12 protein-coding genes are annotated in these 12696 nt (G+C 54.0%); 5 read left to right on the top strand and 7 right to left on the bottom strand.

The features are described from left to right. Positions 1-22: 22 nt before the first annotated feature. From glnG to PGW97_RS00475, 3 genes are all read left to right on the top strand, one after another. Positions 23-1438, top strand: a complete 1416-nt coding sequence (gene glnG, locus PGW97_RS00485; protein WP_273858127.1) for a nitrogen regulation protein NR(I) — start codon at positions 23-25, stop codon at positions 1436-1438. A 249-nt stretch (positions 1439-1687) separates the two neighbouring features. Next, on the top strand, positions 1688-2689 hold the full coding sequence (gene add / locus PGW97_RS00480; RefSeq protein WP_273858126.1) for an adenosine deaminase: 1002 nt from the start codon (positions 1688-1690) through the stop codon (positions 2687-2689). Positions 2690-2954: 265 nt separating this feature from the next. Then, the gene (locus tag PGW97_RS00475; protein WP_273858125.1) at positions 2955-3083 is read left to right on the top strand and encodes a hypothetical protein; all 129 of its coding nucleotides are present in this window, start codon (positions 2955-2957) and stop codon (positions 3081-3083) included. A gap of 66 nt (positions 3084-3149) precedes the next feature. Here the strand turns inward: PGW97_RS00475 and hemN are convergent, their stop codons facing one another. From hemN to PGW97_RS00455, 4 genes are all read right to left on the bottom strand, one after another. Further along, positions 3150-4523, bottom strand: a complete 1374-nt coding sequence (hemN, locus tag PGW97_RS00470) for an oxygen-independent coproporphyrinogen III oxidase (protein ID WP_047887080.1) — start codon at positions 4521-4523, stop codon at positions 3150-3152. Positions 4524-4669: 146 nt separating this feature from the next. Beyond that, positions 4670-5146: a DUF2489 domain-containing protein gene (locus PGW97_RS00465; RefSeq protein ID WP_047887118.1), complete on the bottom strand. Its 477-nt coding sequence runs from the start codon at positions 5144-5146 to the stop codon at positions 4670-4672. A 12-nt stretch (positions 5147-5158) separates the two neighbouring features. Continuing rightward, on the bottom strand, positions 5159-5695 hold the full coding sequence (yihI, locus tag PGW97_RS00460) for a Der GTPase-activating protein YihI (protein WP_217391779.1): 537 nt from the start codon (positions 5693-5695) through the stop codon (positions 5159-5161). Then, positions 5695-6336, bottom strand: coding sequence for a class I SAM-dependent methyltransferase (locus tag PGW97_RS00455; protein ID WP_207103407.1), 642 nt, complete (start codon positions 6334-6336; stop codon positions 5695-5697). Before PGW97_RS00455 ends, yihI begins: the two co-directional genes overlap by 1 nt. A 159-nt stretch (positions 6337-6495) precedes the next feature. Between PGW97_RS00455 and PGW97_RS00450 the strand changes: the two genes are divergently transcribed. Further along, on the top strand, positions 6496-6819 hold the full coding sequence (locus tag PGW97_RS00450) for a hypothetical protein (protein WP_047887077.1): 324 nt from the start codon (positions 6496-6498) through the stop codon (positions 6817-6819). Between the two features lie 300 nt (positions 6820-7119). On the opposite strand, the gene PGW97_RS00445 is transcribed toward PGW97_RS00450, so the two are convergent. Further along, entirely contained in the window at positions 7120-7737 is a 618-nt protein-coding gene (locus PGW97_RS00445) for a c-type cytochrome (RefSeq protein WP_207103408.1), read from the bottom strand. Positions 7738-7895: 158 nt separating this feature from the next. Between PGW97_RS00445 and yihA the strand changes: the two genes are divergently transcribed. Further along, on the top strand, positions 7896-8555 hold the full coding sequence (gene yihA / locus PGW97_RS00440) for a ribosome biogenesis GTP-binding protein YihA/YsxC (RefSeq protein WP_217391778.1): 660 nt from the start codon (positions 7896-7898) through the stop codon (positions 8553-8555). A 787-nt stretch (positions 8556-9342) separates the two neighbouring features. Here yihA and PGW97_RS25170 read toward each other — a convergent pair. Continuing rightward, positions 9343-9390, bottom strand: a complete 48-nt coding sequence (locus PGW97_RS25170; RefSeq protein ID WP_438616993.1) for a hypothetical protein — start codon at positions 9388-9390, stop codon at positions 9343-9345. A gap of 192 nt (positions 9391-9582) precedes the next feature. Further along, a complete protein-coding gene (polA, locus tag PGW97_RS00430; protein WP_273858123.1) occupies positions 9583-12354 on the bottom strand; it encodes a DNA polymerase I in 2772 nt (923 codons plus the stop codon). Positions 12355-12696: the final 342 nt, after the last annotated feature.

Below are 12696 nucleotides of genomic sequence, written 5' to 3'. Positions count from 1 at the left end.
CCGAACAACAAGAGGATTCACTATGAGCAAAGGACTAATCTGGGTCGTCGATGACGACAGTTCGATCCGCTGGGTACTGGAACGCACCCTGAATGCCGCCGGACTGAAGTGTGAAACCTTTGCCGATGCCGACAGTGTCATGGACGCCCTGGAACGCAGCGTCCCGGATGTTCTGGTCTCGGATATCCGGATGCCGGGCACTGACGGCCTGACCCTGCTGCGCAACTTGCAGGTAGATTATCCGACCTTGCCAGTCATCATCATGACCGCCCACTCGGACCTGGATGCCGCCGTCAATGCCTATCAGGAAGGCGCCTTTGAGTACCTGCCCAAGCCGTTTGATATTGACGAGGCAGTCAGCCTGGTTGAGCGTGCCGTCACCCACAGCCAAGAGCAAAAACGCCAGCAAGCGCCGGTGTCTCTGGAAAAAAATGCCCCGGAGATCATTGGCGAAGCACCGGCCATGCAGGAAGTGTTTCGCGCCATTGGCCGGCTGTCACGCTCTTCCATTTCCGTCCTGATCAACGGTGAATCGGGGACCGGTAAAGAGCTGGTTGCCCATGCCCTGCACCGCCACAGCCCACGCAGCCACAAAGAGTTTATCGCCCTGAACATGGCGGCCATCCCAAAAGATCTGATTGAATCGGAGCTGTTCGGTCATGAAAAAGGAGCCTTCACCGGCGCCAACAACATTCGCCAAGGGCGCTTCGAACAGGCCAATGGCGGTACCCTGTTTCTGGATGAAATCGGGGACATGCCGCTGGATATTCAGACCCGGCTGCTGCGGGTGCTGGCCGATGGCCAGTTTTACCGGGTGGGCGGGCATTCGCCCATCAATGTGGATGTCCGCATCATTGCCGCGACCCACCAGAACCTTGAACGGCTGGTTGCCAAGGGTGATTTCCGGGAAGATCTGTTTCACCGCCTCAATGTGATTCGGGTGCACCTGCCGGCACTCAAAGACCGCCGCCAGGACATCCCTCAGCTGGCCCGCCATTTCCTGAAACGGGCATCTGACGAGCTCGGGGTCGAAGTCAAAACTCTGCATCCGAAAACCGAGGACGCGCTCACCACTCTCGACTGGCCGGGTAATGTTCGCCAGCTGGAAAATACCTGCCGCTGGCTCACCGTAATGGCAAGCGGGTCGGAAATCCTACCGGCCGATTTACCCCCGGAGCTGACCACCTCCACCCGTAGTCAAGACGAAGACAGTACCGATCCACACTGGCACCAGGCGCTGGAAAAATGGGCTACCGAGAACCTGCGTCTGGGCAACCAGAACCTGCTCGGCGAAGCTCTGCCGGAGTTTGAGAAAATTCTGCTGGAAGCCGCGCTGGAGCATACCCACGGGCACAAGCAGGAAGCCGCCCGGCTGCTGGGTTGGGGGCGCAATACCCTGACCCGCAAACTCAAGGAGCTCAACATTGCCAGCGACTGAGTGACCTGTGCCCAGCCCCGGTTGCTCCGGGGCCGGGCACAGATCACAAGGCACAAGGCACAAGGCACAAGGCACCGCAACCCATCACAACCACTGGCTTGCCCACAAGCAGCCAACTCCCATACCGATCAACAGCCCGGGTAAGCGTGCCCACCCATTCTTCCCGGCCCGGTGGATTCCAGGGCTAACTATAATGAATGTCATAGTCGACTTGCGTATACTGACGCTTTTCTTGGGATACCGATAACTATGATTAGCAAGCACCTGCCGTTAACTGACCTTCACCGCCATCTCGATGGCAACATCCGCATTCAGACCATTCTGGAGCTGGGCCAGAAATTCAACATGGCTCTGCCGGCTACAGATATCGAATCCCTGCGTCCCCACGTCCAGATCGTGGAAGCCGAGCCGTCACTGGTCGCGTTCCTGTCCAAGCTGGACTGGGGCGTTGCCGTGCTGGGCGATTTGGATGCCTGCCGCCGCGTGGCTTACGAAAACGTTGAAGATGCGCTGAACGCCCAGATTGACTACGCGGAACTGCGTTTTTCGCCGTATTACATGGCGATGAAACACAACCTGCCGGTTGCTGGTGTGGTGGAAGCCGTGGTGGACGGGGTACAGGCCGGATGCCGGGACTTCGGTATTCAAGCGAACCTGATCGGTATCATGAGCCGCACTTTCGGGACGGCTGCCTGCCAGAAGGAGCTGGATGCACTGCTGACCCAGAAAAATCATCTGGTCGCGATTGACCTGGCCGGTGACGAGCTGGGCCAGCCGGGCGTACAGTTCGTCAACCACTTCAAGCAAGTGCGTGATGCCGGACTGCGAGTCACCGTTCATGCTGGTGAAGCCGCGGGGCCGGAAAGCATGTGGCAGGCCATTCAGGAACTGGGCGCAGTGCGTATCGGCCACGGTGTAAAAGCGATTGAAGATCCTGCCCTGATGGACTATCTGGCAGAGCACCGCATCGGTATCGAGTCGTGCCTGACGTCGAACATTCAGACCAGCACCGTTGCTTCGCTGGCTTCTCACCCGGTTAAGCAGTTCCTGGATCACGGTATTCTGGCGTGTCTGAATACCGATGACCCGGCGGTCGAAGGCATTGAACTGCCTTACGAATACGAAGTCGCCGCGCCTCAGGCGGGTCTGACCGAAGCACAAATTCGCCAGGCACAGATCAACGGCCTGGAGCTAGCATTCCTGTCAGACAGTGACAAGCAGGCACTGCGAGACAAAGCAGCACAGCGCTAAGTCGCCAGCTTCATCCTCACCTCATCCCCTGCTCCCGCTCAGGCGGGAGCAGGATTTCATCCGGCCCGTAAATTATCAATTATTTTACCAATAGTGTTCACTTTTTGAACTAACCCCATTCCATCACCGGGGTTTTTGCGTAAAATACCCCCAACTTCAGGCTGGCCCTGCCAGCAGGCACTGAAGGTACAAACCTGAATCGGGTCATGGGTTGGAATTACCCTGCACTCAACAACCAACAAGAAACAACAGTGGGAACCCCACCATGCTGGAAAGTCTGTTTTCAATCAGCGTGGCAATGCCTGCCGTCAGCGAACTTGTGGCCGCCGGCCCGGGTCACTTTGCTGCCGGTGTACTGGCACTGATTGCCGCGGTGAACATGCTAAATGGTTAACCGTGATGGCCAGCCATAAAAAAGCCCCGCGCCGTTAAGGACGCGGGGCTTTTGCCTTTCTAGGGATTAGATAACCCGGGAAAACTGTTGCTGACGGGCCCGATCGCGCAGGTATTTGTCGAAACACATGCAAATGTTGCGGATCAGCAGACGACCTTTGGGAGCCACCCGGATACTGCCGGCATCCACGGTGACCAGTTCATCATTAATAAACGTTTTGAGCAACGCCAGATCTTCGGCGAAGTACGTGTCGAATGCCACACCGTACTGCGCCTCAATCGCGGCCTTATCCAGCTGGAAGTTACAGATCAGGGACTTAATCACTTCCCGGCGCACCAGGTCATCACTGTCGAGCGACACCCCTTTCCACAACGCTTCACGCTGTTCGCCCACGCTGGCATAGTATTTTTTCAGCTCTTTCTGGTTCTGGGCATAACAGTCGCCAATCATAGATATAGCGGATACCCCGAGGCCCAGCAGGTCACAATCCCCCTGAGTGGTGTAACCCTGAAAGTTGCGGTGCAGCACGCCCTGGCGCTGGGCCACGGCCAGCTCATCGTCCGGCAGAGCAAAATGATCCATCCCGATAAACTGGTAACCGGCACCGGTCAGCGTAGCAATAGTGTCCTGCAAAATGGCCAACTTCTCGTTGGCCTGCGGCAGATCCTCATCTTTGATTTTCCGCTGCGCCGCAAACAAGGTCGGCATATGGGCGTAGTTAAAGACTGACAGACGGCCAGGACGCATGGTCAGCACCTGCGCCAAAGTGTCCGCAAAGCCACTACGGGTCTGCTTCGGCAAACCGTAAATCAGATCCAGGTTGGTGGAACGGAATCCCAGTTCACGGGCCCGCTCAACCAGTGCAAAGATGAAAGTTTCATCCTGCTCGCGGTTCACCAGTTTCTGAACTTCTTTGTTGAAATCCTGCACCCCGATACTCAGACGGTTGAACCCTTCTGCCCGGAGGTGATCCAGCATATCCAGCTCAATTTCCCGCGGATCGATTTCGATGCTGATCTCGGCATCCGGGGCAAACCGGAATTGCTCACGCAGCAAGCCCATCAGTCGGCTGATCTGTGGTTTGGTCAGGAACGTTGGCGTGCCGCCTCCCCAGTGCAGCTGACTGACATCGCGATCGCCCAACAGGCTGGCACGCTGGCGGATTTCCTGCTCCAACGCATCCAGGTACTGATCCGCTTTATGCTGGTGACGGGTAATGATCTTATTACAGCCGCAGTAGTAACAAAGTTTGTGACAAAAAGGGATGTGCACATACAGCGACAGCTTGCGATCCGGATAGCGAGCGCAGGCCATATCAAATTCAGCCGACGTAAAGGCTTCGTGAAACTCCAGGGCGGTTGGGTATGAGGTATAGCGCGGGCCCGAGTAGTTGTACTTTTCGATAAGGGCCTGATCCCAGATTATCTGTTCATTTGACATGACATACTTCCACTAAGATTGGGGATATTGCGATGGCCCAAGTGTGCCACAACTTGATTAAAGATGTAGTTAAAAGAGAACTAAAGTGCCACCCAGATCAGAAATCCCCTGGCTGCGGGACAACCAGGGGAAGATTCTGCGGGTTATTATGCCGTGACGTTGGCTACTAAGATTCGATCCAGCTCAACTTTAATGTCATCAACCAGACGGGCTTCGGCTTTCATCCGGATCATATCGAGCTTCATGCGCTCTTTCTTCTCCAGAGTCCGGCGCGAATCACCGCGCGGCATGTCTTTCACCACCTGATACAGCTCATACATCGCTGGGTACTGAGCGGCAAAATCAACCTGCAATTCGCCCTGCAGCACTTCCATCAGCTTGTAGAGACGAATCGAGATTTCCGACATATCGCACTCGTCCTGCTTGCCGGCCTGAGCAATAATCAGCACGCTTTCCATAATATTGGCATTGCGCTGTTTAATGCCCTCTTCCTGCAGACGCTCTGCGCGGGCAATGAACGCCTTGTGGCGCTGGGTTTGCTGATACAGTTTAAACAATAAATAACCGGCATAGCTGGCCAGCCCGGCAATGATCAAACCGGCCAGCCCTAGCCATAGCGTCATATCCTGCAAGGGTTACTCCTTGTCGAAGTCGTCAAAATCCATATTTTCAAACTGATCCAGCAGGTCATCGTCACTGCGGCGCGAAGCTTTTGGCTGCGCTTCCAGCTCAGGCTCATCGTCCTCCAGCAGACCCAACTGGCTCATCAGTTGCTCGATGCGATCCAGCTTCTGGTCAACCTGCTTCTGCAGACCGGCACCCAGTTTTTCACCGGCTTCAATGCGGTCCAGCAGTACCATCAGTTGCGCATCATTTTCCAGCATCGCCAGTTCTTGCTCAGCCGACATGCGACGTTGCTGTTTCGTTTGCGGCTTGGTGTCCACAATCAATGGCACCGGCTTTTTGCTGCCGTGACGAGGATCTTTGCGCTGCCCGGCAGCACGTCCTGTCGCCGCCTGCTCTGCAGAATGGCGGCTGCCGGATTTCCGGCCTTTACGCTTGCGCTCTTTCTTGCGCTTGATGCCTTCGATATCCAGCTGGTTACGGGATTTATCGGTATAAACAGCAGGGCCTTCCGAACCTGGTTTACGGGTCTTTTTCTTACGGGTCATTACTGGGTTTTCCTCAGCAAAATTACATCATTTCCGACAAACTCGACATTCAGGCCATCCCGTTGCGCCAGATAGCGAAACGTCTCACGGCTGAAAAAGCTGACGTGGGTCGGGTCGTTCTTGTAATGCCATCGCGAAAAGGCATCTGCATCCGTTGCCAACTTGGTCATCAGGCCCAGCCAACCGCCGGGTTTCACCAGTCCAAGCAGCAGCCCCCACTCCCTGGCAGGCGTGTAAAAATGTTCAATCGCTTCAGTGCAAGTCACGAAATCGTAGGATTCGGCCAGCACCGCCGGATCCGCGGCAAAATACGGGTCGTAAATCGCCATCTCATGACCGGCTTCGGTCAGCATCAATGACAACGTCGGCCCCGGGCCACTGCCAAAGTCCAGTCCGTGCAATGCCGGCTGGCCCAAGCGCTCGGTCAGCGGCTCAGCCAGACGGTTGAGAAATCGTCGGTAACCGTCGTCATTCGGATTGTTCTCATGCAGATCATAGTGCGCTTTTTCTTCTTCCGGGCTCAGTCGAGCTGCCGGATCAGCAAAAATCAGAGCACACTCACCACAACGAAAATACTGACGGCGCTTGTCCTGATGGAATGCGCTCGCGCCTTCCGTCTGGCACAGCGGACATGTTTGCATTACAGCTCTCCGATATTGGCGCCCCATGTCGGGTCTCGCCACTGAACTCGATCAAGCCGGGTATCATAGCATGAATTGCGAACGAAATGTGCACACCCTATCGAGCCTGCCGGATAAGAAATAGCGGGAAGGTGATGGAAAGAAAAAAGGCGACAAGGTTTGCCACCCTGTCGCCTGTTGGTGCCGCCATTGCTGGCGTTAACCTGTCTGGTTGATCCTCACCTGAGTGTCACCCTGGTCAGCACTGTTCTTTTATTGTTGTTGCTGCCCTGCCAACCTTTTGTTGTTGTTCATCTTCCTGATGACTTGTGGTCGTCCGTGGGAAAAGCGGTTTGTGTTCTTGGCGTGTCTGTCCTGACACAGACTGCGGTGACCTCCTGCCGCTGCAGTCCTGGCTTCCTGTCTGTCGAACCGGTATGCCGTCCGGTCGTAAGCACTCCGGCCTACGGTCTTCCTCCTGAAGACGGAGCCTACTTTACGTGAAATGTGCAGAGGAACAATGACAGGGAGCCCACGGCTACGCTGAAACTTTATTTCAGCTCACCTAACCGGTTGTGATGTAAAGAGAAGAAGTCAGGCATCACATAAAGATTCAGTGACAACCCGAAGCAGAAATCGGCGATCTCTTACAATCCTGTCAGCCATTGCCGATAGAGGGACAGGGAGCAAGCGGAAAGTGTTGTTTTCTTGCAGGATCTGCCGCAATAAATCGCAGCCAAGAAAAAAGGTAGCCGAAGCTACCTTCTTACTCACCGCCGACTGGAAGCCTGTGGCGTTAGTGAATTAGTGCAGACCACCAACATAATGAGACAAGGCAGCAATTTCATCATCAGTCAGCTTCGCGGCTACTGATTGCATCATGCTGTTCATGTCGTTAGTGCGCTGACCTGAGCGGAATTTCTCCAGCTGCAGCTTCACGTATTCTGCGTTCTGGCCCGAAATTTTCGGGAATCCTGACAGACTGGTACCATTACCACGTGGACCATGACAGGCCGTACAGGCTGTAATGCCACGCTCCGGATCACCGGCACGGTACAGAGACTGGGCGATACCAACAGAGGCTTCAGTCGATGTGTTGTCTGAGATAGGCAGTGAGGAGTAGTAGGCTGCCAAGTCCGCCATGTCCTGCTCTGACAGCGGCATTGCCATGCCACCCATCACAGGATCGTTACGGCCTTGCTTGCCGCCAGTGCTCATCGCCAGCTTGAATTCCTTCAGCTGTTTTTCCAGGTAACCCGCGTGCTGACCAGCAATTTTCGGGTATTGGGCCATAATACTGTTACCATCTGCACCGTGGCAGGCGGCACAAGTTGCAGCTTTTGCTTTTCCGGCTTCCGCATCTCCCTGGGCCAAGGCTGAGCAACTGGCCAGAAGAGTCAATATCAGTGCTAATTTCTTCATGACATTCCGTTTATAATTATTGAGCTTCCAGTACCACAAGTAATGCTCGGTGACATGGTATACAATGCGACCACACACCAAGCACGGTTTTGGTCCATTTTACACAATTTCACATAAAAGTAATCAGTCGACTACATCAAGACTTGACGGAGTTAACAGTGAATCAACCTCTCAACTATAGAAATACAGGATTTATCACAAGTGCACCTACTATCCGACACTTGCCGAACGATACAGGCGTTGAGATTGCATTTGCTGGCCGCTCCAATGCGGGGAAGTCCAGTGCGCTAAACCGCATTACGGACCAAAAGAGTCTGGCGCGTACCTCTAAAACCCCGGGCCGTACCCAGCTGATTAACATGTTTGAAGTGGTACCGGGCTGCAACCTGATCGACCTGCCGGGCTATGGCTATGCTCAGGTTCCGCTGGAAATGAAACTGAAATGGCAGCAGTCACTGGGTGAATACCTACAAAAACGTGAGTGCCTGGAAGGTCTGGTTGTCCTGATGGATATCCGCCATCCGCTGAAAGATCTCGACCAGCAAATGATCATGTGGGCCGTGGAAAGTCGCCTGCCGGTACTGGTTCTGCTGACCAAGGCCGACAAACTGAAAAGCGGTGCCCGTAAACAACAGCTGCTGAAAGTCCGCGAAACCGTTACCACGTTTGGCGGCGACATTGACGTTGAAGCCTTCTCCTCACTGAAAGGCATTGGGGTGGATCAGGTGCGCCGTAAACTGGACAGCTGGTTTGCGCCCGAGCTGGCCCGTCAGCTGGCACTGCTGGAAGAAGATGAGGGTATCGACGACCAGGAGTGATCCTGAATGGCTCGAATCATCCCAAGACAAAGCTCCCGCCCGGGAGCTTTTTTATTTGGTGTGCGATGTTGAAAAATATCCCCACCGCTGGGGTGGGGCAACGGGAGAGAAATAGGAGGTTTTTTTTATTGTCCGAAAAGCATCTGTGATTTCCCCCGGTAACGCAAGCCTTTTCCCGGTCGGTTCCTGCTCGGGGCTGGTTACCTCTCCGCCTCAGCTCCCGTCCACTCCTCATTTTCACTCTTTACCATCCCTTTCCTTCACCTTCGCGTCGGCTACAGCCACATGCGGCCAGCAACCCGGCATAAGGCTCCGGAAAAGTTCTTTGTTGAGAAGAATTAAGCGGTCCAGACAATCTCATTAAAGACCAATACTGGAATAAAATTACATAAACGAGCAGTGACAGATAAAAAAAAGCCACCTCAAATGTGAGGTGGCTAATTCATGGATTTGTTGGCTAGCCGGCCACAGACCCGCTACCAGAAACAAATATGAACAAGAAGCAGACTGCATTATACCGAGCCCCTCGCCCTTTTTAAAGTAAATACTCTAAAAACAGATAAAATGATGCTTACTCAGACATTTTGTCTGATAAACCATCGGATTGGTGGTATGGCATTCAGTGTCTAAGAATATTGACCGGAAAAAGGGGGTGTCAAAGCAGCCGGTACGCGGTATCGGGGAGAAACTAAACGTCAGCGAACAGGAAAAACAGCGCAGAAAGGAGACGATGCGGGTTATTTGGCCCAATAAAAAACGCCCTGACCAAATGGTCAGGGCGGCTGAATCAGCCAAATCCAATAACGTGAAACAAAAGGTCTGAAAGATAGAACATCTTACCTCTGTACCCTACGTCGCTAACTGTATATCAATTGCTCAGCATTGAAAAGACCTTTCTGTAGTTTTTTTTCATATAACCGTAATTAATTTATACATAACACTATTAATTACGGGTGTAATTTTGCCTAAAAAAATAGCCAGCAACGCTGGCTATTCTTATGACGCATGTTGTATCCGTCAGACGGTATTAATGGGCCTGATCCCAGTTATCCCCCATGCCGGCATCTGCAATCAATGGCACATCCAACTCTGCCGCTGATTCCATCAGACGGCGAACATCTGCAGACACCTGCTCCACATCCGACGCTTTCACTTCGAACACCAGTTCATCGTGCACCTGCATCAGCAAACGGACCCGATCTTGCGGCTGCTGACCAATCCATTCATCGACCAGCACCATGGCCCGTTTGATGATGTCTGCCGCAGTGCCCTGCATCGGGGCGTTGATCGCGGCCCGTTCTGCGGCTTTGCGGCGCATCCCGTTACGCGACTTAATATCCGGCAAATGCAGGCGACGGCCAAACAAGGTTTCTACATACCCTTGCTCGCTGGCCTGAGTACGGGTGCTTTCCATGTACTCCAGCACGCCCGGGTAGCGCTCGAAGTAAACATTCATGTAGTCCTGCGCCTCATTTCGGCCCATTCCCAGTTGCTTAGCCAGGCCAAACGCGCTCATGCCGTAAATCAGGCCAAAGTTGATGGCCTTAGCACGGCGACGCTGCTCGCTGCTGACTTCGTCCAGTGCAATCCCCAGAATTTCAGCCGCCGTCGCAGCGTGGATATCCTTGCCGTGACGGAAAGCGTCAAGCAGTGCCTGATCCCCAGACAGATGCGCCATGATGCGCAGCTCAATCTGGGAATAGTCGACGGCCAGAATTTTGTAACCTTCCGGTGCCACAAAGGCCTGGCGGATACGGCGTCCTTCCTCATTTCGAACCGGGATATTCTGCAGGTTCGGATCGCTGGAAGACAAACGACCAGTTGCTGTCACAGCCTGATGGTAAGACGTATGTACACGCCCCGTCGCCGGATTCACCATCTTCGGCAGTTTGTCAGTGTAGGTGGATTTCAGTTTGGCCAGGCCGCGGTATTCCAGGATCAGTTTCGGCAGCGGGTAATCCAGTGCCAGCTCCTGCAGTACCTCTTCGTTCGTTGACGGCGTGCCGGACGGAGTTTTCTTCAGGACCGGCAGTCCCATTTTCTCGAACAGGATCGCCTGCAGCTGTTTCGGCGAGCTCAGGTTGAACTCCTGTTCAGCCACTTCGTAGGCGTCTTTTTCCAGCTCGTCGAGACGTTTGGCAATTTCAGCCGACTGGGTGCCCAGTTTCTTGGTATCAATCAGAACCCCGGTACGCTCCATGCGAGACAGGACCGGGACCAGCGGCATTTCAATATCTTCAAACACCGACTTGAGCTTGTCATCTGCGTGTACTTTGGCGATCAGCAGATTATGCAGACGCAGAGTAATATCCGCATCTTCGGCCGCGTACGGGCCCGCTTCTGCCAGATCGATCTGGTTGAAGGTCAGCTGTTTCTTGCCCTTGCCGGCAATTTCCTCGAAGCTGATGGTCTTGTGCTCCAGGTAACGCAACGACAGGCTGTCCATATCATGACGGCCAATCACGCTGTTATAAACGTAAGACTCCAGCATGGTATCGAACCGAATCCCCTGCATCTCGATATCGTAGCGGGCCAGCACACTGGCATCGTACTTCAGGTTCTGGCCGACCTTGGCTTTGGTCGGATCTTCCAGCAGCGGTTTCAGTTTGGCGATCACCCAGTCACGGTCCAGCTGCTGCGGTGCATCCAGATAATCGTGCGCGACCGGCACATACGCCGCTTTGCCTTCTTCAACCGCGAACGACACGCCGACCAGGTTCGCGGCCATGTAATCCAGGCTGTCGGTTTCGGTATCAAACGCCACCACCTCGGCGTTGTTCAGAGTGGTCAACCAGGCTTCAAACGTCGCTTCATCCAGCACAATCTCGTAACCACTGCGGTCAATCACCGGGGCCACGTCTTTTTTCGGTGCTGCGGCCTGCGCTGCAGATTCATCAGCAACAATGCGGCCATCGCTGCCATCGAGCATTTCGGCCAGCCAGCGACGGAACTGCAATTTGCCGAACAGACGGGTCAGCTCATCAGTATCCGGCTCGCCCTTCACCAACTCATGCGGGGCAAAGTCCAGCTCTACATCCAGTTTGATGGTTGCCAGCTCATACGACAGGTACGCCGCGTCTTTATTATCCAGCAGCTTCTGCGCCATGGTTTTCGAGCCGCGGAAACCCAGCGCCGGAATGGCATCCAGGTTCTGGTACAACGCATCCAGACCACCAATGCCGGTCAGCAGGGCTTTCGCCGTCTTTTCACCCACTCCAGGTACACCCGGAATATTGTCGACCTTGTCCCCCATCAGCGCCAGGTAGTCGATGATCAGTTCCGGGCCAATGCCGAACTTTTCCACGACGCCTTCCGGATCCATCACCACATTGGTCATGGTGTTGATCAGAGTGACGTTTTCATCCACCAGCTGCGCCATATCTTTATCGCCGGTACTGATCAGCACAGGCATACCGGCTTTCGACGCCTGAGTGGCCAGCGTGCCGATCACGTCATCGGCTTCCACCCCGGTTACCGCGATCAGCGGCAGTCCCATCGCTTTGATCACCGCATGCAGTGGCTCAACCTGCGCACGCAGATCATCCGGCATTGGCGGACGGTTAGCTTTGTACTCGGCATACAAGTCATCACGGAACGTCTTGCCTTTGGCGTCAAACACCACCGCGATATGCTCGGTCGAGAACTGACGAAGCAGGCTGCGCAGCATATTCACCACGCCAAACACCGCGCCGGTCGGCTCACCGTCTGAGTTCGTCAGATTCGGCGCCGCATGGTAGGCACGGTACAGATACGAGGATCCGTCAATCAGGATTAGTGGATTTTCTGGGATAGTTGCCATAAAGATATTCTTATATCCGGGGGATGAAAGAGTTAGGTCGAGGTCTGGGTGACTGATTCACGCCCGCCACCGGGACACGCCGTTACTGCTCTTGCAGCAACAGCACGGTTAAAATCAACAGGCTCTAGGATGCCATGACAGCCTGCAACTGTTAACCGCTGTTTTTGCACAATTTGCCCCAACCTGTGGATAACTTTGTTAGTAGTTCAAACGGGGCCGTTGATCAAGTTTTTGAAAAAACTTGAATAATCAAAAATATCCAATTAAAAACATAAGCTTACAAAATTAACCAAAAAAAGATCTTTGATCCTAAAATGATCATTAATTGTGGAAAACGTTAAC

Source organism: Photobacterium sp. GSS17 (assembly GCF_028621875.1).
In the GTDB taxonomy this organism is placed as follows: Bacteria; Pseudomonadota; Gammaproteobacteria; order Enterobacterales; family Vibrionaceae; genus Photobacterium; species Photobacterium ganghwense.
Note: the sequence above shows the minus strand (reverse complement) of the source record. Positions and strands in the feature narration are given on the sequence as shown.